We start from the raw sequence: 23,517 nt of genomic DNA, 5'->3' as shown, positions 1-23,517 counted from the left end.
ATACAGTCGTTAAAAGTTATTTATATTTATGATTTTATAAATATGTATGCTTAGTTTTCCTCCGGCTGAAGATAGCTGATGTAAGGGAGTCCTCTGTACTTCTGATCGAAGTCCAGTCCGTATCCGATAATGAACAAATCATCAACAGTAAACCCGATATAGTCGGCTACGAAGCCGGTCGTGCGGCGAGATGGCTTGTCGAGCATCGTACACACCTTGATAGTTTTAGGATTTCTCTCCTTGAGCTTTTCAATAAGGAAGGTCAGCGTCGTTCCGGTATCTACGATATCCTCGATGATCAGGATATTCTTCCGGTACAGATTCATATCTGTATCCATCTTGATTTTGACAACTCCTGAGCTCGTTGTGCCGGAGCCATAACTGCTAGCTTTGATAAAGTCAATGCTGGTATCCAGCTTGAGTTCCTTGAGCAGATCACACATCCAAAGTATAGATCCCTTGAGTGTACCGATTACAATTAACTCCTCACCTTCAAAATCATTCGATATCCGCTCTGCGAGCTCCTTGGCACGCTCTCTAATCTGCTCTTCAGTGTACAGAACCTTTCCGAAGATTCCGCTCTCAGATGCCTTAATGTTAGCCATTTGTTTTCCTCCGCATAATTAGTGATCATACTCATCCAGCAGCTTCTCAAGCTCATCTAACAGCTCTTCATACCCTGTTCTCTTGAGAGCACTCACTGGAATTACCTTGTCCCCCCTGTCCATACCGAGCGTCCTGCGAATCTCCGCAAGGCTCTTGCTCCTCTGGTTTCCGGACACCTTGTCAGCCTTAGTAGCAACAACTATACCGTCCAGATTGTAGTACTTGAGATACTCGTACATCTGAACATCCTGAGTTGACGGTTTGTGCCGTATGTCTACCAGCTGTATGACTTTGAGCAAGCATTCTCTGTTCTCAAGATAGCCCTCTATCATCGTACCCCACTTCTCGGATTCAGACTTAGAAACCCTCGCATAACCGTACCCGGGAAGGTCAACTATTCTAAACTCATCATTTATCCTATAGAAGTTGATTGTCCTCGTCTTACCGGGGCTGCCACTGACTCTCGCAAGACTTTTGCGTCTCGTCAGCAAGTTGAGCAATGACGATTTGCCTACATTGGATCTTCCCGCAAAGGCAATCTCCGGAACACCCTCATCCGGATATTGAGCGGCCTTAACTGCGACAGCCTCTATTTTGGCTCTGCTAATCTGCATCTCTTAACCTCTTATCTGTTTGTTAGCTGCTTCAGCCTTCCCTGCCTTCTCTGAACAATCAAGAATAATCTCCTTAAATGCATCCTCTGCAGTCTCAAGGAACACAAACTCAAGCTTCTTGCGCACTGATGCCGGAATTTCCTCGGTATCGCGCTTGTTAGCTGCCGGAAGCAGTATTTTTCTGATGCCCTGTCTATACGCAGCCAGTACCTTTTCCTTGATCCCTCCGACCGGCAGTATTCTGCCTCTAAGCGTTATCTCTCCGGTCATTGCTACATCTCTTCTGACCTGTTTGCCAGACAGTGTTGAGAACAGAGCGGAGCACATCGTCACACCTGCAGACGGACCGTCCTTAGGAGTTGCACCCTCAGGTATGTGAACTTGTATATCGTTGTCCTTGAATACGTTATCAGGAATGTCGTACTTTGAAGCGACCGATCTGATATATCCAAGAGCAGCCTGCGCCGACTCCTTCATGACATCTCCCATCTGTCCTGTCAGTATGAGTTTGCCCGTGCCGGGCATCTTGATAGTCTCTATTTCAAGCGTCACGCCGCCGACAGCTGTCCAAGCCATCCCTGTCGTTACACCAACCTCAGGCTTGAGATCGTCGAGGTCTTCTCTAAATATCTTCTTACCTAAATACTTCTCTAGATTACGAGATGTAATCAGATACTTGTGCTTCTTATCCGTAACGATTTTTTTAGCCACCTTACGGCAGATTGCACCGATAGCACGCTCCAGATTACGAACACCGGCTTCTCTCGTATAGTAGTTGATTATATCTCTGATTGCCGACTCGGAGAACGACAGCTGAGTCCTGCGAATTGCATGCTCCTTGAGCTGCTTTGGCACCAAATATTCCTGAGCAATGTTCAGTTTCTCCTCCTCGATATAGCTGGAGAGTTCGATAACCTCCATCCTGTCGAGGAGCGGCCTTGGAATAGTCTGGACGCTATTTGCAGTAGTGATAAACATCGCCCTGGACAGATCAAAGGGAACCTCCAGATAGTGGTCCGTGAACGATTTATTCTGCTCCGGATCGAGCACCTCGAGCAGCGCAGACGCAGGATCACCCCTGAAATCATTTCCAATCTTATCTATCTCATCAAGCAGAAATAGCGGATTGTTGGTTCCAACCTCGATAAAGCTGTTGATCACTCTACCGGGAATTGCTCCAACGTAAGTCCGTCTATGACCTCTTATCTCCGCTTCATCACGAACTCCGCCCAGAGACATTCTGACAAATTCTCTGTTCGTCGCGTGCGCAATCGAACGAGCGATGGAAGTCTTGCCAACTCCCGGAGGCCCTACGAGACAGATAATCGGACCTTTTGCACCCTTTGTAAGGTGCATTACAGCCAGCTGCTCGATAATCCTCTCCTTGACCTTGGTTAGGCCATAGTGCTCTTTGTTGAGAATCTTCTCGGCTTTACGGATGTTGGTATTGGTCTTGGACTCGCTGTTCCAAGGCAGCTCCAGTACAGTCTCAATGTAAGTCCTGCTCACGTTTGCGTCAGGGCTCATCATGTTCATCTTGCGGAACTTGTTGATTTCCTTGCGAAGCTTCTCGTCTATTTTCTCATCGAGTTTAAGCTCATCCAGCTTTTCAAGCCAAGCCCTGCTCTCATCCTCAGCGTCATCATCTGTCTCACCGAGCTCTTCCTTGATAACATTGAGCTGCTCACGCAGATAGTACTCGCGCTGACCCTTGCTCATGTTCTTCATCACTCTGTTGTTGATGCGTTTAGTCAGCGCAAGCACCTGATTCTCTCTGCTGAGAGCTTCTACAAGCTGCTCTATCAGGTCGCTTACAGAGTCCAGCTCCAGCAATCCCTGTAGCACATCGTAAGTTGCATCCAGCTCACCGGCAATTATGTTGGCCAGAGCTGCAGGGTCATCCACACCGTCAATCAGCGCACGAGCTGCTGCTTCTCCGGCATTGCTCATCTCAACGTATTTATAATATGTCTGCTTGAGAACTCGGGTAAGAGCTGCGAGATTGATTTCGTCATTCTCATCTACGACTGCATCTGCCATTTCACAGTCGCAATACAGTGTATCATCCTCATCATATATTGCTGAAATTTTGACGCGATTCTCGCACTCCGCGAGCACCCGCACGTATTCCTCATGGCGCTTTACAACCTGCTTAACGCGGATAAGCACGCCTGTCATGTATATGTCTTCTTCCTTTGGGGCATTTATAGAAACGTCCTTCTGGGTCGCAACTACTAGATATTTATCTTCATTCATCGCTGCGTCTAACGACTTAAGTGACTTATCTCTTCCAATATCAAATCCCACTATTGTGTTTGGAAAGAATGTCTGTCCCCTTAGCGGTATGAACGGTATTCTCACTTTCATACTCTCCTCCTGTGTCCCTATACCACAAGACGGCATCAATACTAATGCCGCCCTGAGATGTCATTTGAAATTTTATGCATCCTTTTCTTTAACCTCAGAATCAGTTACCAGAACAGGCATCGTGCCCTTTTCTACAGTATCCTTGGTGACGATGCACTTACGCACATCATTCCTCGACGGCAATTCGTACATGACGTCTGTCATCATGCTCTCAAATATGCCGCGAAGTCCTCTGGCGCCGGTTTTAAGTTCTATCGCCTTGTTGGCAATCGCCGATACGGCATCTTCCTCAACCTCAAGCTCAATATCATCCATTGCCAACATAGTTGTGTATTGCTTGATAAGAGAATTGCGCGGCTCTCTCATAATCTTGCTGAGCGCTTCTTCGCTCAGCTCATCGAGCGCTACGATTACCGGAAGTCTTCCGATAAGCTCCGGAATAATTCCGAACTTGAGAAGATCCTCGGGCTCCACAAGCGATAGAATCTCTCGTTCGTCGATGTCATGCGTACTATTGTTAGCGGAATTGAATCCGATGATCTTGTTGCCAAGCCTACGCTTGATTATTGTTGCAAGTCCGGCGAATGCACCTCCGCAGATGAACAGTACATCCTTGGTGTTAAAATGTATGAACTCCTGCATCGGATGCTTTCTACCACCTTGTGGCGGAACGTTGGCGACAGTCCCCTCGATAATCTTGAGCAACGCCTGCTGCACGCCTTCTCCGCTAACATCTCTTGTGATTGATGTGTTCTCTGACTTGCGTGCTATCTTGTCAATCTCATCGATGTAGATAATTCCTTTTTGGGCTCTCTCCAAATCACCGTCTGCAGCCTGATACAGCCTGAGCAGGATGTTCTCCACATCCTCTCCTACATATCCGGCCTCTGTGAGCGATGTAGCATCCACAATCGCAAACGGAACATCCAGTATATGCGCCATAGTCTGTGCCAGCAGCGTCTTGCCGCTCCCCGTCGGTCCAAGCATAAGCACATTGCTCTTCTGCAGCTCCACTGCAGCCTTACCGCTGTCTGCCGAATTGTTCTCTAAATATTTTATTCTCTTATAGTGATTGTAAACGGCAACCGCCAGGCTTTTCTTAGCCTCATCCTGCTCGATTACATATTCTCCTAATTCTGCTGCAATCTCCTTCGGAGTTGGTAAAGAAGTCAGTGTCTCGTGCGCCTCCCCGGTAATTCCATCCTCCTTGAGGAGCTCGGAACACAGTTCAATACACTCGTTACAAATATTTACATCCTGACCTACTATAATTCGCCTTACCTGAGAGCTTGTCTTGCCGCAGAAGGAGCACACCAACTCATTGGGTTTATAGTTATTCTCCAAGTCCGCCTCCCGTTATTTGCCCGATTCTTCCTTTGTCAGTACCTTATCGACTAAACCGTACTCAACCGCCTCGGAAGCAGACATGAAGTTATCACGGTCTGTATCCCTGACTATAGTCTCATAAGGCTGTCCGGTTGCCTCTGACAAGATGGTGTTTAGCTTTTCCTTAGTCTTCTGCATCCATTCCGCCTGAATCTTGATATCAGACGCCTGTCCCTTGGCTCCTCCGAGCGGCTGATGAATCATAATCTCAGCGCTAGGAAGCGCAAAGCGCTTACCCTTTGTACCGGCTGCCAGGAGAACCGCGCCCATGCTGGCAGCCATGCCGAAGCAGATGGTAGCAATATCAGGCTTAACATAATTCATAGTATCGTAGATACCCGTGCCTGCCGTTACGGAGCCGCCCGGTGAATTGATATAGATATTTATATCCTTCTCGGGATCTTCGGCTTCGAGAAATAATAGCTGTGCAACAACCACGCTGGCGAGATGATCATCTATCTCCTGATCTATAAAGATAATTCTATCCTTGAGCAATCGGGAATAGATGTCATAGCTGCGTTCACCGCCGCCTGTCTGCTCAACTACGTAAGGTATTAAACTCACTATATTCTCCTCCTTGTGGCAGATCTATCACAGAGGACAGCTTACTTGCTCTCCTCTTCTGCCTTCTCTTCCTTCTTTTCAACCAGCTTAGCATTATCGAACATGAAGTCGATTGCCTTGCGAGTCTTAACGTCCTCAGCGAAGAACTTCATGTTGTCCTCGCCCATTACCTTCTTAACCTGCTCAACAGTCTGGCCGTACTGTTCAGCGAACTTCCTGAGCTCATCCTCAAGTTCAGCCTCTGTTGCTTCGATGCCTTCCTTAGCTACGACTGCTCTGATGAGAATTCTCATTGCAACTCTCTTATTGGCATCCACTCTGGCTCCCTCTCTTACATCCTTCATAGTCTGTCCGAGAATCTGCATGTACTGATCGAGTGACATGCCCTGATAAGTTAGCTGCTGATTCATCTCGTTTAGCATTCTGTCTATCTCATCCTCAACCATTGAAGCCGGAACATCAACCTCGTTAGTCTCACAGAGCTTATCGAGAAGCTCATTCTTCATCTGAGTCTCGTCTCCGTCCCTGGCATTCTTCTCGAGATTCTTCTTGACGTCAGCCTTGAGCTCAGCGAGTGTCTCAAACTCACTTACGTCACTTGCAAGGTCGTCATCAATCTCCGGTAGTACCTCAACCTTGATCTCATGAATCTTAGTCTCAAATAGAGCATCCTTTCCGGCAAGATCCTTAGCGTTGTAATTTTCAGGGAATGTAACCTTAACATCTACAGTTTCTCCTGCATCCTTTCCGATTAACTGTTCTTCAAATCCCGGGATGAACTGTCCGGAACCGAGCTTGAGCTCAAAGTTTTCAGCATTACCACCGTCGAAGTGCTTTCCGTCGATTGAACCATCGAAGTCGATAACTACAGTATCTCCATCCTGAGTCTTGCGACCTTCTACAGTCTCAAGCCTGGCCTGGCTCTGTTGAATCCTCTTCAGGTCTGCATCAACGTCGGCATCTGTAACCTCCGAAGCAACCTTTGTCACCTCCAGGCCCTTGTAATTCTTAACCTCTATCTCAGGGAAGAGCTGCACAGTCGCTATTACTGTAACTTCATCGCCCTTCTTAATCTCACCAATCTCAAGCTGAGGGTTAGCAACAACCTCTAAATCGAGTTCAACCACTGCTTCAGGATATGCCTTGTTGAGCAAGCCGTTAAGAGCCTCATCGTAGAATATGTCATTTCCATAGTTGCTCTCGATGATCTTTCTTGGAGCTTTACCCTTGCGGAAACCGTCGATTGAGAACTTATCCTTGTTCTTTTTGTACGCGTCTACAATCGCATCCTCGAACTCATCAGCTGTGAAGACGACAGTGAATTTTGCGATGTTGTCTTCCTTGGAAATAAGGTTAGTGTTCATTATATAGCCTCCTAAATTTTGTTTCTAAATAATTAATGTCGATATTATGTTGTGTATATGGTTCTGCGTTGCAGTTAATCGGCAAATCCCTTCTGTAGCTTGGAAATGTTCTCCGGATTAAGATTGTACTTCTCCGCAAGCTTTCTCGCTATGTACTTGAAATCATCTTCGCTGCCGTGATACCACTCCAACTCCATTTCTGAAATCGGGACCTCACCGGATTCGCCATAAATTGTTCCAATGTCAAACGACAGTGCGCTTATCGAATCGCCCGTGTCGATTTTGAGAAGCCTTCTAATAAAATCCATCTTGACTACTTCGTGCAGCTTCTTCTTGCCTGCGGCCTTGATAAGTACGTCATACGCATCGCTTGACTCGAATGCGTCGATGTCCGGTTCAAGAGCGAATCGCTCGTCGTTGATAACCAGATTGAACTCTTCTCTCGAATGAAGCCCGGCTTCAACCCTATTGTCCCACTTTATTGTCGCGGTAATTCGGTCATTTTCATATCTGACCCTGTAGGCAATCCCTGCCTTGCGAAGATCCAAATTATCTGTGTCAAAATAAATCGCCTTCATGCTGATTTCTTCCAGGGTATTACGGTCAACGTAATCATCCAGCATAGAGTCCCCCAAAATCTTGTCAACAAGAGACGAATCATCGATGCGAAATTTAAACTCTGTTTCCATATATACTCCCAATAGCCGCCACCACGGCATTCTTCATAATATCAATTGATTCTACATAAAAGTGCTGATTTTGTCAATGCGATAGGCTGTTTGGCACATAGTTTTGAGCTTTTTTACACACTTTTAACATAAAAAATACCGCTTTCGCGGTACTATTCGTCTAGTTTCTTTAATTTAATTTTTGTATCGTACCCTTCAAATAGCGTATCTGTCATCCTCAGGAAGCTTTCCGACAGATCGCTGGCGTAAAATCTGTCCGGAAATTCGTTTTCCGATGCCAGCAGCTCACCCTCTGTTAGGATTTTTACCACATCACTGATAACCTCCGCAGATGAATTATAAAGCTTTATGTCCGGATAAAGCTTCTCGATATTGCTTGCTATCAGCGGATAATGTGTACATCCGAGGATAAGACTGTTGATTTGATTTTTCTTTACGAAGTCATCCATATAGTACCTGACCGTGAGATCCATAATCTCGTTGTCAATAATCCCATCTTCAATCAACGGTACAAGCGCCGGACACGCCAGGCTATGTGTTCTGATGCCGGGATTAAGTTCATGAATCCTCTCGGCATATACTCCGCTCCCAATCGTGACCTTGGTTCCGATGATACCGACATTATCTACTCCGTCAGCTGCAACGTGCCTGGCCGTCGGCTCTATTACTCCAACTATCGGAACATCCGGATGCAGATCCCTCAGCATGTCTAGCGCCATAGCAGTAACAGTGTTGCAGGCTATCACAATCAACTTTACATTTTTGCTAACCAGATAGTCTACAATCTGCGCGGAGAACTTGCGCACAGTTTCCGGCGACTTGGATCCGTATGGTGTCCTCGCAGTATCTCCAAAATACAAGACTTTTTCATTTGGAAGAGTTTTCTTGAGAACAGGTATGCTAGTCAGTCCGCCTAATCCCGAATCAAAGAACCCTATAGCTCTGTTGTCCATATCCTTCTCCTTGAAAAAAGAACCCTTGCCTGAGCAAGGGTAGCCTGGTGCGGATGGAGGGACTCGAACCCTCATGACTGGTGGTCACACGGACCTGAACCGTGCGCGTCTGCCAATTCCGCCACATCCGCTCATTTAATCAATAATTCAAATAGACAGGTGACATTATACAATAATATCCGCACCTTGTAAACATTAAATAATCACAGTAAAACCGCGCCGAAGCACTCAGCGCGGTAAACAATATCTAATCTATAGCAGCATATACTATTCATCTACCTCAGACATTGCTGCTTCGAAAGCCTTTACTGCGTTGTTGAATTCATCCTCGTCATCGATGTCAACGATATCAAATGTTTCAGGATCTATATCCTTGTAGCCGTAGATGTACACGTCGTCTGTACCGTCGATTGGTGCAAGTGCTATATACTCCTTCGAATCGGCCTCGAATGTTCCTAAAACATCACAATCAACTGCAGTTCCGTCATCAAACTCAAGAGTGATAATATCCTCTTCCTCTTCAATCATGTTGCGTTCTTCCTGAGACATGGTTACTCTCCTTTTCTCTATCACTGTGAGGTTAATATAACATTATTATGTTCATTTATCAATGTATTTCCGCTATTTCTTGCCAAAGTATTCAAGAATGTTTTCAGCCGCCTTACTGCTGATGGAATCGCACTCCAGCAGCTCATCGTAGCTTGCGCGCTTAATCGATTCGATATTTTTAAAATGTCTGAGCAATTCTTTTCGTCTGGCAGGACCGATCCCCGGTATTTCCTCAAGCGCAGACTTTGTCATCTTCGATGTCCGTCTGCCCCGCTGGAAGGTTATTGCAAACCTATGCACCTCTTCCTGTATTCTGCCGCAATAGCTATACAGCATCGGCTCGTCCCTGAGCTCAATCTCAGTTCCATCACCGAATATAATCGCTCTAGTTCTGTGTACGTCATCCTTCGCAAGACCGACAACCGGTATCGACATACGAAATGCAGCGACAACATTTTGTACCGCATGCACCTGTCCGAGGCCTCCATCTATGAAAAATATGTCCGGATACCTGTTGAACCCCGCATCGTTATCCTTAGCTCGCTTCAGCCTCCTATATATGACCTCCTGCAGTGAAGCGTAGTCATCACCCTCTGCGTCGGCACTCTTTATCTTGAATTTCCTGTAATCATTCCTGACAGGCTTTGCTCCCTCATACACGACCATTGCTCCTACAGTATCAAGCCCATTCATGTTGGATATATCATACGCTTCGATGCGATACTCTCTATCATCTCCATCTTCTATTATGTATGGGACAGAGCCTTCAATATCTGACGCGCGCTTAATAAGCTTGGTTATCTCATTTCTCAGATTGTCCCTCTTCTCCGCGTCCCGTTCAGCTCTTTCATCAAGCCCTTTGACAACCTGCAGAGAGTCGCTGATTGCGAGATCGAGAATAGCCTTTTTCTCGCCGCGCTCAGGAACTGTAATCTTGGTACGGTGTGCCGTATCACTCTTTGCCTTGGCATTTTCGGCGTTGGTGTTATCGAGAAGTCCCTTGACAAGGTCCTCTTCATCAATATGCTCGGTCAGCAAAATTTCCTTTGGCAGCTTTGCACTTCCCGTATAGTACTGCTTGATAAACGCCTCAATCAATTCATTCCCGGAGCCCCCGAGCTCCGGATCCGCCTCATCCATATAGTGTATTTCCCTGCCGAGGAGCTTCCCCTCTCTCACCTTGTATTGCGCAACTATCTGACTATTCTGAGCAGCAAGCGGCAGCAGGACATCCACATCCCTATCACTCGCCATAGTGGCACGCTGTGTCTCGCCAAGCGCCTTAAAAGCATTTATGTAATCTCTGTACTTTGCCGCCTCTTCATATTCAAGCTTATCGGATGCCTCCAGCATTTTCCCCTTCAAGTCTTTTATCAGCTTTGCATCCTTGCCATTCAAAATCTTGAGTATGCTCTCTATCATCTCATCATACTCGGATTTGTCTGCGGCATTAATGCAGATACCTTTGCACTTACCGATATAGTAGTTTAGGCACGGACGGACATTTGCAGGGAACTCCTTGGTCTTGCACTTCTTGACGGGATAAATCTCGTCAATCAGCTTAATTATCCTGCTTACCGCTCCGCTATCCGAATACGGTCCGAAATATTTGTTGCCGTCTCTCTTCACCTCTCGGGTTCTGACTACACGCGGGAACTCTTCGCTTACCGTAACCTCAATGTACGGATACGTCTTGCCGTCCTTAAGCAGGATGTTATACTTAGGCATGTATTTCTTGATGAGATTGCACTCCAAGATGAGTGCCTCCATCTCCGTGGCGCACGTGATATAATCAAACTCCGCAATATTCTCGACCATCGCCAGCACCTTTGGAGTGTGCTGCGAATTTTTGTGAAAATATTGCGAAACCCTATTCCTTAACTTAATAGCCTTGCCAACGTAAATTACGTTACCAAGGCTATCCTTATGCATATAGACTCCCGGTGAAAGCGGAAGCTTTTTCAGTTCCTCTTCGATGTTAAACATTGCTCGATATTTCTAAAATCTCCAGTATATACATAGTCTATTTGTAATTCCAGTTACGCCTTTTTCTGTCTTCCTCAATCTCCAGACGCTGCCGGGCAATCTCGCGAATCTTCTCCTTGTGCTTTCTCGCTCTCATGTGCTTTCTACGACGTTTTATATTCCCGGCGCGAACAATCAGCAACACAATTATCAGCAGAATTACGCAGATTATGACAGTCATCATATTTGAAATGTATATATACGATGGAAGCCACCCAAGGCTGACATCTTCCTTGACGACGAGATCAACAGTACCGGTTAGCTCATCAGCCACGTATATCCTGTATTCACCGACCTTGTCTCCTGCCTTTAGCGGAGCTTCCACGTTGTCGAAAATAACCGATTCCGTCTTTACAAGAGAATCACTGCCCTCCGGCGGAATATATACGTAGCCCTTGCCCGAGGTATACGCCGCCAGTCTGGTCTTTGCACCGTGCTTAATCCTGACCTTACCGATCTTGACATCCTTTTTGATTATCACCTTTTGAGTTGCCTTTTGGAACCCATAGTCGAGAAGTTTGGTCGCATCTGTAGTCGATTTACCCGGAGCTTCATCAAACAACACGACAATCAGGTTCATATCGTTCCTAATGGCACTGGCAAGGAAAACCTCCTTAGAATCCGGTTCGCTTAGCTTCGAATAGCTTCCTCCCTTAAAGCCCTTATAGGAAGAGCTGCCGGACATGAACGGATGAGTATTTTCAATAGTTTTATCCCCGTTACCGTCTGTGACCTTTACCGAGTGACGATCTTCGCCGGACATCTGCTTAATCACACCGTACTGGTATGCAGCTTTCGCAATCTTGGCAGTATCTTCAGCTGTGGAAAACTGGTCCGTATTATACGCACCGGTTGAATTTGTATATCTGGTATTGACGAGCCCCAGCTGTTGAGCCTTGGAATTCATCTGGTCGACAAAATTCGACTCAGTTCCTGCAGAATATGTGGCCAATGCCTTGGCGGACTCCGCATCTCCCGACATGAGCATCGTGTACATCAAATCCTCTACCTTGACGCTCGAACCCACGGGATAAGTCGTGCCGGCGCTGTGCATATCTTCAGTTATCTGGACGCTGTTCTTATATTCCTTATCATCGTGCATATTATCGATGACTACCATAGCCACCATCAGCTGCACTGTGCTCCCCGGTGGAAGCTTTCTATCTCTATGAGATGAAAATACCACCTCATTTGTAGACGCCGAAAAGACGACCGCCGACTGCGCCTGTATCTCCGGAGCAGTAACATCGCTCGTCTTGGCTTTTGCCTTTTTCTTAGATGCTGCAAAGCTTGTATTAATATTGATGGTGACCATCAATGACGACACCAAAATCATCGCCAAGACGGCCACCATAATTCTCACAAGACTTTTATTAATATTTTTTGAATTAATAATCCTGTTATTTGTTCTCATTCTCAAACTTTTCCATGTAAGCAACGAGAGTCTCAACGCCTTCCTTAGGCATTGCGTTATATATGCTTGCTCTCATTCCGCCGACAGATCTGTGACCTGCAAGGTTGATCATACCCGCCTCCCTTGCGCCGGCAATGAACTTTTTGTCGAGGTCTGCATCGCCGGTTACAAACGTGATATTCATTAGCGATCTGTCCTCCTTAGCAACGGACGGCTTGAACATCTTGCTCTTGTCGAGATAATCATAGAGAATCTTTGCCTTCTCAACGTCTCTCTCGTGAGTTGCCTTGACACCGCCATTTCTAAGAAGATACTTAAACACCTCGCCTGCTACATAGATTGGATAGCAAGGTGGAGTGTTGTACATCGAACCCTTCTTAGCGTGTGTTGCATAATCGAGATAGATCGGAGTATTCGCTGGAGCGTGTCCTACGATATCCTTTCTTACTATAACGATTGTAACACCAGCCGGAGCAACATTCTTCTGAGCACCTGCATAGATGAGACCGAATTTGGTTACATCAATCTCTTCAGATAAAATGCACGAAGACATATCCGCAACAAGCATGTGATCTCCTACGTTAGGAATCTCGTTGCAGTGTGTTCCGTAAATAGTGTTGTTGTAGCATACGTATACGTAGTCTACATCGGGTCTGATATCCTCAGGTGTAATCTTAGGGATGTATGAATACAGATCATCCTCAGAGCTTGCAACAACCTTAACATCACCAAACTTAGTAGCCTCTTCATAAGCCTTCTTAGCCCAGTTGCCGGTTACAAGGTAATCAGCCTTCCCTCTTCCTGTCATCAGGTTAATCGGTACCATCGAGAACTGTAGAGTTCCACCACCCTGAAGGAACAGAACATAATAATCATCAGGAATGTTCATAAGCTCTCTCAGATTCTTCTCAGCATCGTCGATAATCTGCTGGAATTCTGCGGATCTGTGGCTCATCTCCATTACAGACTCACCGGTTCCCTCATAGTTCAACATCTCAGCAGCAGCCTTTTCCAGTACCTCAACAGGGAGAGTCGAAGGACCTGCAGAAAAGTTGAATACGCGTTCATTTGTAGCCATCTAAATACCTCCAAATTTGTTTCAAACTTACACGAGAATTGTAGCACTTTCAACATTGAATGTAAAGAATAATAATGCTATACTTGATTACGTAAATAGCGCATTTTTCAACACTTGCGGCACTGTTCACGCCGTAACTGTGCACGATAAATGAACTATTGAGATTGATTTGTTTTTCAGCATTATGACCACACCGTTCCCGAACGGGTGGCAAGAGGAGGTACTTAAGAATGGACAAATTTTATATCGGTACGCTCAACAACATCTCCGAGGCAGGGCTCGGCAGACTCACTGATAAGTATGAGTTGACAGAAGATATAGACAAGGCAAACGGGATCGTTGTTCGCAGCTACAAGATGCACGAGATGGATTTCTCCGACAACCTTATGGCTATAGGAAGAGCCGGCGCCGGCGTCAACAACATTCCTCTGGACAGATGTGCAGAGGACGGCATCGTTGTATTCAACGCACCCGGAGCGAATTCCAACGCGGTTAAGGAGCTGGTTATCTCAGCAATGATCATGGGAGCTAGAAATATGTACGAGGGAGTCGCTTGGGCAAATACCCTCGAGGGCGATGTTGCCGGACAGGTTGAAAAGGGCAAAAAACAGTTCGCCGGTACAGAGATTTCCGGCAAGACACTCGGAATTATCGGCCTCGGTGCAATCGGTGCAAAGGTTGCAAACGCAGCACACGCACTCGGTATGAACATCGTTGGTAATTCTGTAGTCGTTCATCCTATTCTCAGTGCTCCATGCGAGATGTATGATGATGTAGCTGAAATGGTTAAAGTTTGCGACTACATTTCTATCCACGTTCCTTCACTTCCGGAGACTAAGGGCATGATCAATAAGGATCTCATCGCCAACATGAAGGAAGGAGTAATCATTCTCAACTTTGCCAGACCTGATCTGGCCGTAAACGCAGATATTCTGGCTGGAATTGAATCCGGTAAGATCAGAAAGTACCTCACAGATGTTCCTAACGAGGAGCTTGTAGGTAAGGCCGGCGTAATCACCACACCACACCTCGGAGCTTCCACAGCAGAGGCTGAAGAAAACTGTGCTTCTATGGCTGTTGATGAGCTTATGGCTTACCTCGAGGAAGGAACCATCAAGAACTCTGTTAACTTCCCAGGCGTTGAGCTTGCAGGTAAGGCCGGCTTCAAAAAGGTATGCGTTCTGTACAAGGGCGAGATCGATATCGAGGCTGCTATCAAGGCTGCTTACGGAGATGTTGCGGATGTATGCGTTGGCAGGAGCCGCACTGAATACGGTGCTGCAATCGCTCTCGTTGCTGCTGATGCAGCCGGTGAGCTTGCAGGCGAGGGCATCCTAAAGGTTCGCGAGCTATAAGGTATAAGCTGCGCCTATGGTTTGATCGACATAGCTCGGTTGAATTTCTATATTTGCAAAGCAGCGAAACACCGAGATGGCGTATCATTAAACATATGACATAATCCGGCAGGATGCGAAGCATCATTGCCGGATTTCTGATTTCTCTTATTTGATTGAATATCAAGTATGTTTTTAAGCGTTACTTGATAATTGCTGCGCCGGACTAAACTCGCTATCCCCGCCAATGTATGCTAAACGAGTATATCGATAGCATCGCAAACGGTATCGATATTGATTACACTTGCGCCGGGCTCATACTCCCCATCCAAGGTCCAAGGAATAGCTTCGCTCATCTCAAACCTTACCGTCTTGGCACTGTAAAAGGCAATGTCTTTAGTGTCCAGATCGTTTGCCAGAATAGATCTGGCAATAGAATTCAGATCCAGCAGGTTCCTGGGTGACTTGATCAGCAAGATCTCCATCAAGCCATCATTCATGTCAACCTTGAAGGAGTCGAGCTTAATCATACCTCCGACTGAAGTCGAATTACATACTGCACCAAAGATCAAATTTTCCTCGATAACTCTCTCACTTGCCATGCCTTCATCGGTGATGACTTTGACATGATGTGACTTGATATTGACGATATCCTTGATCCCTTGCATTACATATGCGGTATGTCCCAGAATATTTTTGAGGTTCTGCGGCACTGAATATGCCGTACTCGTAAATGCTCCGAAGGAAGCGACATACGAGAAGAATCGTCCGTTAAACGAACCAACATCAAGCGTAATAGCCTCGCCGTTTGCAATGGAATTTGCAGCCTCAATGATGTTTTTGGACAGACCGATGCTCGCACCGAAATCGTTGGTACTTCCTGCCGGTATATAACCTATCCTGCACTTAGCCCCGGATGAAATAACACCATCGATCATCTCGTTGAATGTTCCGTCTCCTCCGGCACAGGCCATGACATCACAGTCATTCGCGTACCGGACAGCAAACTCACGCGCATCTCCGGACTTCGCAGTAATCAGCACACTTGTTATGAATCCGGCATCAGAAAAGGTCTGAAGAATATCTACCATATACTTATTGGCCTGCATAGTGCCTGCACGCGGATTTAAGATAAATACAAGCTTTTTCCTATCAATTCTTTCGCTATTTACGTTAGTTTCTTTCATGTATTCCCTCGCTATAGATGGCGGCGTGCCTTCTTCTGTTTCTCCTTACGGAGCTCTTCCTCGTAACCCTTGACGAATTTGCGGCTCATCTTAACTGCAAGAGTCTCGGTACCGTAGTCGTCATCTCCCGTAATAAAGTATTTCTTATATAGATCTTCACCTAACAAATTAGACTGTTTTTCAATATACTCGATCATCCTGTCGTGACTGAGCCTGTCGCGTTCCATGACTTCATCCCAAGCCTTGTTAAACATCATACCTATGCAGAGAATCCATGAAATAATATAGAACCACAGCATCAGAGCGACAATGGATGAGAATGCGCCATACAGGATATCGTAATTGGTAGCATATCCGATATAATACGCGTAAATGCTCGTCGCGATCAGAATTCCGAGTGAAGAGAATACGGCTCCGGGCAGTATCGCACGCAGCGGAACCCTCACGAGCGGTAAGATATAATAATTCAGCGTAATCATAGCGAAAAATGACCCGGCTACGATTGGTAGTCTAAGTCCGAGCAACACCTGCGAAAAGATGCTGCCTTTGAACAGCTTGGAGAATATCTCTTCACCGTATACAAATACGACAAGTGTAAAAGCGACGGCAAATATCGTAAGAGCTGCCGTCGGAACCGCTTTAATCCTCTCCTTGAAAAAGTTGAATTTATATGCACCGTCGGTTAACGTATAACTGGTCAATCTGGAAAGCGAGAATTCCAAGGCCGAAGCCGCCCAAAGTGCCAGGAAAATCAGCACAAAGTTGCCGAGTCTGACCGAAGAAGCCGAAAACAGTCCCATGACGAAGCTGCTCAACGTAGAATCGACATTGTGGTCCAGCCAGTTTTTGATGATATCCAGAGACAAATCAAAGACGCCCAGCAGCTGCGACAGCACGATGAGCGTCGGAACGCTGGCCATGAAAAAGAAATATGCAATCTGCGCAGCGAAGCCGGCATAATACTGGTCGTCAAACTGCCGAAAAATGTGAAAGCCGATTCTAACCAGATTGTCCTTGGTAAGACGGACCTTTTCATTCTCACCCTCTCCAATATTCTCCGTATTTAAATTTGAAGCATTATTTATCTCTTTGCTCACGAATTAATTCCTCTAGCTTGTGAAGAGACTTAGCTCTGTGGCTTATCTTGTTCTTGAGCTCAACAGAAAGCTCTCCAAAAGTCTTATCATAACCTTTAGGGATGAATAACGGATCATAGCCAAAGCCATGGTCTCCACGTATTTCCTCAGCAATAGAGCCCTCACACTCACCTCGAGCCACGAGCTTCTTGCCGTCCGGGTAGATGAGTGTGATGACGGAGACAAATTTAGCGCCTCTCTCATCTGCAGGGATTCCATCCATCAGCTGAAGTAACTTTACGTTATTATCGTGAGGAGTGCAACCTTCTCCTGCAAATCTTGCGGAATACACTCCCGGATTTCCGCCGATGCAGTCGACGGCAATTCCGCTATCATCTGCAACTACTATTCCGTCGCACTGCTTGGCGATTGTAGAGGCTTTGATATATGAGTTTTCTTCAAAAGTGGTGCCGGTCTCCTCAATATCGTCCTTGGGAAGCCCCATCTCATCGCGTGATACTACATCCATCCCGAACTTCGAGAATATCTCACGCATTTCGTCAATTTTCCCTTTGTTCTGTGTCGCCAGAATTACTTTATTCATTACTATATATCTCCTTATCCATTACCCTTTTTGTTACAGATTATTTAATAATCATGCTCGCGATATGTAATATTTCTCTTTAGTCTCAAAATGTCCGAATTAATTATACCATATCACATTTGTTATTTAATGATTTTATACAAGCTTATGGATTGTGCCGGTGTTGGTTTCATGAATTTAACCATTATAAATCACTGCACAGGCTTTACAATGAAGGATCAGTATGAAATCACAGCGCTAGCGCCCGGCAATCTCTCAATTCCGAGCTCCTCCTCCGCGACCTTGAGCATGAGTGCGCACTCGATTCTTTTTTTGTGCAGCTCACATCCGAAATCATACACCTTGTTGATATCGCCATTTGCATGATAGTTGTTCGCTGCGCAACCTCCCGAGCAGTAGAGCTTGGCGAAGCAGCCACGACATTTATCACGTGTGTAAACGTTATTGTTATTTCTGAAGCCGTCAATAACATCACCATTGATGATACCGTCGTACACATTTCCTACCTTGAAATCGTCGTCGCCTACAAACTGATGGCACGGATACAAATCTCCTGCGGGTGTTACTGCCAGATATTCAGTTCCTACACCGCATCCGCTGACGCGCTTATAGATGCACGGGCCACCGGTCAGATCAACTGTATAGTGATAGAAATTGAAGCCTTCGTCTCGCTTCTCGCGCTCAAGCATCTCGCTTGCGAGCTTCTCATACTGCTCCTTGAGCATTGGCAGGTCTTCATCGTGAAGAGCATAATCCGTGTTCGAATCGCCCACTACCGGTTCAATGCTGGTCTCCTTGAATCCGAGGTCAGCCATAGCGAGAACGTCAGCTGCAAAATCCTTGTTGTAAGCTGTATATGTACCACGCATATAATACTGTTTCTGACCCCTCGCATCTGCAAGCTTCTTGAACTTCTCAACTATTCTGTCGTAAGTGCCCTTACCATCCTTGCTAGTGCGCATGAAATCATGAGTCTGTCTACGGCCGTCCATACTGAGCACGACATTGCTGCATTCCTTATCGACAAACTCTATAACATCGTCATCAATCAGCACGCCATTTGTCGTGAGAGTAAAGTTGAAGTGCTTGTTGTGCTTCTTCTCCAGCTCTCTGCCGTAAGCAACAAGCTCCTTGCAGACATCCCAGTTGAGTAACGGCTCACCGCCAAAGAAATCCACTTCGAGATTCTTGCGAGCACCCGAATTCTCAACCAAAAAATCCAGCGCCTGTTTTCCCACCTCAAGAGACATGATTCCTGCCTTGCCGCTGTATTCTCCCTTACCTGCAAAGCAGTATTTGCAGTCCATATTGCAGCCGTGAGCGACGTGAAGGCATATAGCCTTGAGTACCGACTGTTTCGCCTTGAGCTTCCCTGCAATATCTTCAAAGGGATCCTCTGAAAAAAGCAGTTTTTCTTCCTTCAGTGTCTCGATATCCGCCAATGTCTCATCTATATCACTCGCTGAAATGTCCTCGTACTTGTTTCTAATCTCATTCGTAATCTCAGCTCTTGACTTTCCCTCATCATAGAGATCGATAATGTCATAAGCCACATCGTCTACAGAATGCACGGCTCCGCTGTTTACGTCCATTATAATGTTATATCCGTTTAGTTTATACTGATGTATCATGTATTCCTGTCACCATACCTTATATATTTTGTTCATCTGTGTTAAGCGGACTTAACACAGAGCGGCAATAAAAAAGCGCTGCCATCAGCAGCACCTTCAATTACCGGTTGTTCTTAGCCTGCTCGCAGTGTTGATTAGCAACGCTGCATGAAGTCTTGCTCGCGGACTGGCAGGATGTCTGGCACTCACCACATCCGCCGGAAAGGGTTGTCTTAGCCATGTTTCTGGTTGAAATTGTCTTGATTCTGCTCATCGTGTTATCCTCCTAATTACTCGTTATAGAATATCAAATAGTCCTATCTGTGTCAACGTGCTCTCTGATTACATATCAGCTTCGCTGTCCTCATGAGTCTCATTAAAATCAACAGTTTCGTGTGAATCTGTGACTGTATCGGTATCCGCCGTCGCAGCTTCATCTACTTTCTGCACATCGTCATTTTCCGGCTCAGTGTTATCGCTCATCACCGTTGAATTATCATTCTTCGTCGTCATATTTACACTAGCTTGTGCAGCCTTATTATCCGCATCGGAAGCCGCATCACCCTTATCGGCTGTAATCTCGTAGCTGAATACCGCCTCAGTCTTCATGTTTCGATTGAGAATTCTGATTCTGTCAGCCATCTTGCCAACACCGGTTGCGTTGACATGAATAGCAACCTTCTCCCCGGCTTCAATCTCATAGATTTCCCGCTGTCCGTTACTTGGCGGCAAATCCCACTCCTTTGTCACACCGTTGAACGACCTGTGTATGAATCTAACTCTACCTCTTTTAACTTCGATGTTGTAGATTACATCACCCTTGACACTCGGAATTAGGCACTCACTCTGCTTTAGGCTCAGCTGCCCACGAAGTGCAACTGTGCCCTTAGCTCTCTTAAATACAGCGCCCCTATAGCCTTCGACCTTCTTGCTCTCAGTCTCCTTAACAATCATCACATCACACTGAGCGTGGCGTATAATATATGATGCAGTAAGACCTATACTGCTGCCGGATCCCGGCTTGGTGGATTTGGTCATGACAATCATCTCTACACCACATTCCTTGGCCGCCTCTATAACTCTAGCTCCGGCCCTTCCTATTGCAGATCTGGTTATAACTTTATAGTTATCGATTGTTTTGGCAATAGATGTGAGCCTCTTGTCGAGCTCCTCGCGAATCTCCGCCTCTTCAGCCATTGTGAGCGCATATCCAGTATTCTCACGCACCATAACAAGCACAACCTCAAACGCCTTAGGCGAGAAGGTATTTTTTAGCTGTTCCAGCGCTATTAAACTCCTAGGTGAACCATCAACCGGCACAAGGATTCTCTTCATCAAAGCCTCCTTATTTATTGAACCGCTTACGCGGTATTAAATATACACAGCTATTATACATTTTGGAAGCAGTAAAATCAATCGAACCTATTTCATCAGGCTACTTCAGCCACTTGTTCTTGGTCATTATGAACTCCTGAATTGCCATATACAATAGCAAAAAATCGTTATCCAGGCTACAAATTAAGCTATTCTCTGTGAGATTGTTTCCTTCAAAAACAATCCTCGCATTACCCGCAATTACCGCTTTGCGAACTCCATCTATCGTAATGATATAGTTACAGCTGAGGTTAGCTTTGCGAACAGCACGAAAACCTTCCACGTGAACGCGACCATCATTTGTGTCTATATAGTATGAATCGCTGCCGCTGTCAGAATCGCGGTACAGCGTGCCGTACTCCTCGCCGGACATGTAGAACTTGAATCCGCTCTTCTCATCCTTGGCGGATCCGGTTACCTCTGCCAGCACCTCGCCGGATTCCTCTATAGCATCGTCCCCGTCCGGTATGTCATAAATCTTGACATTCAGTGGATCATTCTGAGTTCTAACGTAAGTGTATACGTTGTCATCCTCATCCTTGTACAGGCAGTCTATGCTGTTGGCGTAGTAAAATTTGAATTTGCCGAGCTCTCCACTCTTAACCTCTCCACTCTCCTTGAGAGCCTTAACGATCTCGGTCAGATCGTCCACCAGAACGGTAGTCATCAGCTTCCAGCTTGCAAAATTAGAGTATGCTTCAGGCGTGACCTTCATACTCTTGGTGTCGAGGAGCTCTTTAAAATAAGCTTCGCTCGCTTTGTCTCGCACCAAGTGCTCAAGCTCTGTACTGCTCTTAATTATGATGTTTTTCTTATCCTTATATATCGTGATGAAATCCTTGAAAGGGCTAGGTCCAAAGTTAATTGCCGCATCCTTGGTGAAAGTATTGTGACCCATCCAAGGTCGTCCTAGGCATGTATCGAGATTCTTAAGTCGTTCGTATATGTGCTCGATAGTGATTGCCTCGCTATCCTCAACGATTTTGTCATATATGTTACGATCATTGTAGTGCTTGCCGCCAGTCGTCAGCCATACAGCAACGGCGAGACCGATAAAAATACCGCCAAGAATAAATTTCCCCACAGTTAATCCCATGATGCCCATTGCCAGGCACAATATCATCAGCAGCCTGAATAGTTTGTCTCCGTTCATACTCATCCCTTTTAAAGGTGATGCAGGGGTGTTATCCGCATCTCTGCATCGCCCATCTCAATTTACGCAATAACGATGATGCCTTTTGATTAAATATTCTTAATCAGCTGTTCCTTCTTGTTCATGATATGACTATATCTCCTGAGTGCAACCATTGCATTTACAGCCTGCTCAGGTGTTGAGTAGGCAGGAATACCGCTGTCTCTCAGCTTCATGATAGCATTTCTGCACTCATTTCCACCCTGGCACTCCATGATAAAAGGCTTTCCAAGATTCTTGTACTGCCTGTAAATATTAATTACGGTCTCTGTAATTGCCTCGACGTCCGTTACAGCTGTCGGGCAGACTGAAATCATGATTCCATCCACATTCTCATCCCTGTATGCAGTCTTGAGCGCGCCGCCATACATATCAGAAGTAGCAGTTCCGCTGATATCAACAGGGTTGAGTGGCGATCCGAACGCCGGCATGTAGCTTCTGATATTATCGCGCAGCTCCGGTGAAATCTCTTTAAGCTCCTTGATCGGCATCCCCAGTCTCTCAAAATGGTCTGCAGCAAGAAGCCCGGCGCCTCCTCCATTAGTTATAATCACAACATTGTCGCCTCTCAAAGGAGGGCAGTTTCCAAGCGCAAGAGAAGTATCTAGGAATTCCTGCCAGGTGTTCTCACGTAGAACTCCGGACTCTTCAAACAACTGATCGTACTCTGCATTTGAATGGCCCCTATTTTCAGATGCGGTGTGTGCAAATGCAGCCTTAACTCCAATCTTAGAAGCTCCGACCTTGACAGCAGTTATTGGTTTCTCACACTCCAGGCAGGCTTTTTTGAAAGCTTCGGGGCTGTCCAGCGCCTCTATGTAAACGGCTATGCACTTGGTGTTAGGTTCATTATCTGCATACTTAATCATCTCACAGAAGTCGACGTCTGCCTTGTTGCCAAGTCCTACGAACATGCTGATGCCGAAATGATCCAGCTGCGAAGCTCCAAGTGCTGCGAGAAGATTGGATCCCGACTGTGAGATAAGTGCTACAGGACCCTTATTGGGAAGATATGGAATAAATCCACAGTTGAAATCGTGATATGGAGTTCCTATTCCTACAAGATTAGGGCCAATCAGCGGCAACTCGTGTTCGCGGCAGAAGTCAGTAATCTCATTCTGCAAATCCCCGTTTCCAACCTCCTTAAATCCGGATGATGACACTACCGCAATCTTGACTTTTTTCTCGACACAATCCTTAAGTGCATCAAATACACCCGTTGCCGGCAGCGATATAAACGCTAAATCTACATCTTCAGGAACATCATTGATATTTTTGTAAGCAGGGATTCCTGCAACCTCAGTTGCCTTGATGTTGATAGGATATAGCTCGCCTTCGTATCCGCACTTTCTGAGCCCTTGAATCACCTTGAAACCAACTTTAGTCTCGTTGCGGCTTGCCCCAATCACAGCGATTGAATCAGGCTTAAATGCATACTCCAATCTGTCTACGACATATTGCCTTGCTTCCTTTACTTCCATAGTCAAATAATCTCCTTAAACTAATCTATTATCCATATTTACCTTTGCTG

21 protein-coding genes and 1 tRNA gene are annotated in these 23,517 nt (G+C 45.9%); 1 reads left to right on the top strand and 21 read right to left on the bottom strand.

All coding sequences use genetic code 11. The features are described from left to right. Positions 1-50 precede the first annotated feature (50 nt). The 13 genes from hpt to serC form a co-directional block, all read right to left on the bottom strand. Positions 51-605: a hypoxanthine phosphoribosyltransferase gene (hpt, locus tag HMPREF0581_RS01295; RefSeq protein ID WP_009644084.1), complete on the bottom strand. Its 555-nt coding sequence runs from the start codon at positions 603-605 to the stop codon at positions 51-53. Positions 606-623: 18 nt separating this feature from the next. Then, positions 624-1,220 carry a ribosome biogenesis GTP-binding protein YihA/YsxC gene (gene yihA, locus HMPREF0581_RS01290; protein ID WP_036379658.1) on the bottom strand — a complete coding sequence of 199 codons (597 nt, stop codon included), beginning with the start codon at positions 1,218-1,220 and terminating at the stop codon, positions 624-626. A 3-nt stretch (positions 1,221-1,223) separates the two neighbouring features. Then, positions 1,224-3,587, bottom strand: coding sequence for an endopeptidase La (lon, locus tag HMPREF0581_RS01285; RefSeq protein WP_009644057.1), 2,364 nt, complete (start codon positions 3,585-3,587; stop codon positions 1,224-1,226). Between the two features lie 72 nt (positions 3,588-3,659). Continuing rightward, a complete protein-coding gene (clpX, locus tag HMPREF0581_RS01280) occupies positions 3,660-4,931 on the bottom strand; it encodes an ATP-dependent protease ATP-binding subunit ClpX (protein WP_036379654.1) in 1,272 nt (423 codons plus the stop codon). A 12-nt stretch (positions 4,932-4,943) separates the two neighbouring features. Continuing rightward, on the bottom strand, positions 4,944-5,537 hold the full coding sequence (gene clpP, locus HMPREF0581_RS01275) for an ATP-dependent Clp endopeptidase proteolytic subunit ClpP (RefSeq protein WP_036379651.1): 594 nt from the start codon (positions 5,535-5,537) through the stop codon (positions 4,944-4,946). Between the two features lie 41 nt (positions 5,538-5,578). Then, positions 5,579-6,901 (bottom strand): trigger factor, encoded by a 1,323-nt coding sequence (gene tig / locus HMPREF0581_RS01270; protein ID WP_036379649.1) that lies wholly within the window; start codon positions 6,899-6,901, stop codon positions 5,579-5,581. A gap of 74 nt (positions 6,902-6,975) precedes the next feature. Continuing rightward, positions 6,976-7,590 (bottom strand): CYTH domain-containing protein, encoded by a 615-nt coding sequence (locus HMPREF0581_RS01265; RefSeq protein WP_009644150.1) that lies wholly within the window; start codon positions 7,588-7,590, stop codon positions 6,976-6,978. 152 nt (positions 7,591-7,742) lie between these two features. Next, positions 7,743-8,543: a glutamate racemase gene (gene murI, locus HMPREF0581_RS01260; RefSeq protein ID WP_009644070.1), complete on the bottom strand. Its 801-nt coding sequence runs from the start codon at positions 8,541-8,543 to the stop codon at positions 7,743-7,745. Positions 8,544-8,588: 45 nt separating this feature from the next. Then, positions 8,589-8,674, bottom strand: a tRNA-Leu gene (locus HMPREF0581_RS01255). A 136-nt stretch (positions 8,675-8,810) separates the two neighbouring features. Further along, positions 8,811-9,092 carry a DUF1292 domain-containing protein gene (locus tag HMPREF0581_RS01250; protein WP_009644159.1) on the bottom strand — a complete coding sequence of 94 codons (282 nt, stop codon included), beginning with the start codon at positions 9,090-9,092 and terminating at the stop codon, positions 8,811-8,813. A 72-nt stretch (positions 9,093-9,164) separates the two neighbouring features. Beyond that, positions 9,165-11,078 carry an excinuclease ABC subunit UvrC gene (gene uvrC, locus HMPREF0581_RS01245; protein ID WP_036379647.1) on the bottom strand — a complete coding sequence of 638 codons (1,914 nt, stop codon included), beginning with the start codon at positions 11,076-11,078 and terminating at the stop codon, positions 9,165-9,167. Positions 11,079-11,115: 37 nt separating this feature from the next. Then, complete coding sequence (locus tag HMPREF0581_RS01240) at positions 11,116-12,531, bottom strand: D-alanyl-D-alanine carboxypeptidase family protein (RefSeq protein WP_036379639.1); 1,416 nt, start codon at positions 12,529-12,531, stop codon at positions 11,116-11,118. Beyond that, entirely contained in the window at positions 12,518-13,609 is a 1,092-nt protein-coding gene (gene serC / locus HMPREF0581_RS01235; protein WP_036379636.1) for a 3-phosphoserine/phosphohydroxythreonine transaminase, read from the bottom strand. Before serC ends, HMPREF0581_RS01240 begins: the two co-directional genes overlap by 14 nt. Before the next feature lie 230 nt (positions 13,610-13,839). Here serC and HMPREF0581_RS01230 point away from each other — a divergent pair, with 230 nt between their 5' ends. Next, positions 13,840-14,964 carry a 3-phosphoglycerate dehydrogenase gene (locus HMPREF0581_RS01230; protein WP_009644110.1) on the top strand — a complete coding sequence of 375 codons (1,125 nt, stop codon included), beginning with the start codon at positions 13,840-13,842 and terminating at the stop codon, positions 14,962-14,964. A 233-nt stretch (positions 14,965-15,197) separates the two neighbouring features. Here the strand turns inward: HMPREF0581_RS01230 and HMPREF0581_RS01225 are convergent, their stop codons facing one another. From HMPREF0581_RS01225 to HMPREF0581_RS01190, 8 genes are all read right to left on the bottom strand, one after another. Next, positions 15,198-16,130: a diacylglycerol/lipid kinase family protein gene (locus tag HMPREF0581_RS01225; protein ID WP_051426877.1), complete on the bottom strand. Its 933-nt coding sequence runs from the start codon at positions 16,128-16,130 to the stop codon at positions 15,198-15,200. Positions 16,131-16,141: 11 nt separating this feature from the next. Then, complete coding sequence (locus tag HMPREF0581_RS01220; protein ID WP_009644109.1) at positions 16,142-17,227, bottom strand: YihY/virulence factor BrkB family protein; 1,086 nt, start codon at positions 17,225-17,227, stop codon at positions 16,142-16,144. Beyond that, a complete protein-coding gene (locus tag HMPREF0581_RS01215; protein WP_036379633.1) occupies positions 17,208-17,810 on the bottom strand; it encodes an XTP/dITP diphosphatase in 603 nt (200 codons plus the stop codon). The genes HMPREF0581_RS01220 and HMPREF0581_RS01215 overlap by 20 nt, the downstream gene beginning before the upstream one ends. Positions 17,811-18,028: 218 nt before the next feature. Continuing rightward, on the bottom strand, positions 18,029-19,441 hold the full coding sequence (gene scfB, locus HMPREF0581_RS01210) for a thioether cross-link-forming SCIFF peptide maturase (protein WP_051426876.1): 1,413 nt from the start codon (positions 19,439-19,441) through the stop codon (positions 18,029-18,031). Between the two features lie 100 nt (positions 19,442-19,541). Beyond that, positions 19,542-19,694 carry a six-cysteine ranthipeptide SCIFF gene (gene scfA / locus HMPREF0581_RS01205; RefSeq protein WP_036379631.1) on the bottom strand — a complete coding sequence of 51 codons (153 nt, stop codon included), beginning with the start codon at positions 19,692-19,694 and terminating at the stop codon, positions 19,542-19,544. 68 nt (positions 19,695-19,762) lie between these two features. Then, positions 19,763-20,755, bottom strand: a complete 993-nt coding sequence (locus HMPREF0581_RS01200; protein WP_036379629.1) for a universal stress protein — start codon at positions 20,753-20,755, stop codon at positions 19,763-19,765. A 100-nt stretch (positions 20,756-20,855) separates the two neighbouring features. After that, a complete protein-coding gene (locus tag HMPREF0581_RS01195; protein WP_036379626.1) occupies positions 20,856-21,947 on the bottom strand; it encodes a hypothetical protein in 1,092 nt (363 codons plus the stop codon). Positions 21,948-22,036: 89 nt separating this feature from the next. Continuing rightward, entirely contained in the window at positions 22,037-23,467 is a 1,431-nt protein-coding gene (locus HMPREF0581_RS01190) for an acetate--CoA ligase family protein (protein ID WP_009644101.1), read from the bottom strand. Positions 23,468-23,517 lie beyond the last annotated feature (50 nt).

The sequence above is a fragment of the Mogibacterium timidum ATCC 33093 genome, from assembly GCF_000525775.1.
GTDB lineage: Bacteria > Bacillota > Clostridia > Peptostreptococcales > Anaerovoracaceae > Mogibacterium > Mogibacterium timidum.
Note: the sequence above shows the minus strand (reverse complement) of the source record. Positions and strands in the feature narration are given on the sequence as shown.

Excerpts from the sequence above, each read along its gene's own strand:
- hpt (WP_009644084.1), bottom strand. The coding sequence starts at position 605 with ATGGCTAACATTAAGGCATCTGAGAGCGGAATCTTCGGAAAGGTTCTG.
- yihA (WP_036379658.1), bottom strand. The coding sequence starts at position 1,220 with ATGCAGATTAGCAGAGCCAAAATAGAGGCTGTCGCAGTTAAGGCCGCT.
- lon (WP_009644057.1), bottom strand. The coding sequence starts at position 3,587 with ATGAAAGTGAGAATACCGTTCATACCGCTAAGGGGACAGACATTCTTT.
- tig (WP_036379649.1), bottom strand. The coding sequence starts at position 6,901 with ATGAACACTAACCTTATTTCCAAGGAAGACAACATCGCAAAATTCACT.
- HMPREF0581_RS01265 (WP_009644150.1), bottom strand. The coding sequence starts at position 7,590 with ATGGAAACAGAGTTTAAATTTCGCATCGATGATTCGTCTCTTGTTGAC.
- murI (WP_009644070.1), bottom strand. The coding sequence starts at position 8,543 with ATGGACAACAGAGCTATAGGGTTCTTTGATTCGGGATTAGGCGGACTG.
- HMPREF0581_RS01250 (WP_009644159.1), bottom strand. The coding sequence starts at position 9,092 with ATGTCTCAGGAAGAACGCAACATGATTGAAGAGGAAGAGGATATTATC.
- uvrC (WP_036379647.1), bottom strand. The coding sequence starts at position 11,078 with ATGTTTAACATCGAAGAGGAACTGAAAAAGCTTCCGCTTTCACCGGGA.
- HMPREF0581_RS01240 (WP_036379639.1), bottom strand. The coding sequence starts at position 12,531 with ATGAGAACAAATAACAGGATTATTAATTCAAAAAATATTAATAAAAGT.
- serC (WP_036379636.1), bottom strand. The coding sequence starts at position 13,609 with ATGGCTACAAATGAACGCGTATTCAACTTTTCTGCAGGTCCTTCGACT.
- HMPREF0581_RS01230 (WP_009644110.1), top strand. The coding sequence starts at position 13,840 with ATGGACAAATTTTATATCGGTACGCTCAACAACATCTCCGAGGCAGGG.
- HMPREF0581_RS01225 (WP_051426877.1), bottom strand. The coding sequence starts at position 16,130 with ATGAAAGAAACTAACGTAAATAGCGAAAGAATTGATAGGAAAAAGCTT.
- HMPREF0581_RS01215 (WP_036379633.1), bottom strand. The coding sequence starts at position 17,810 with ATGAATAAAGTAATTCTGGCGACACAGAACAAAGGGAAAATTGACGAA.
- scfB (WP_051426876.1), bottom strand. The coding sequence starts at position 19,441 with ATGATACATCAGTATAAACTAAACGGATATAACATTATAATGGACGTA.
- scfA (WP_036379631.1), bottom strand. The coding sequence starts at position 19,694 with ATGAGCAGAATCAAGACAATTTCAACCAGAAACATGGCTAAGACAACC.
- HMPREF0581_RS01200 (WP_036379629.1), bottom strand. The coding sequence starts at position 20,755 with ATGAAGAGAATCCTTGTGCCGGTTGATGGTTCACCTAGGAGTTTAATA.
- HMPREF0581_RS01195 (WP_036379626.1), bottom strand. The coding sequence starts at position 21,947 with ATGAACGGAGACAAACTATTCAGGCTGCTGATGATATTGTGCCTGGCA.
- HMPREF0581_RS01190 (WP_009644101.1), bottom strand. The coding sequence starts at position 23,467 with ATGGAAGTAAAGGAAGCAAGGCAATATGTCGTAGACAGATTGGAGTAT.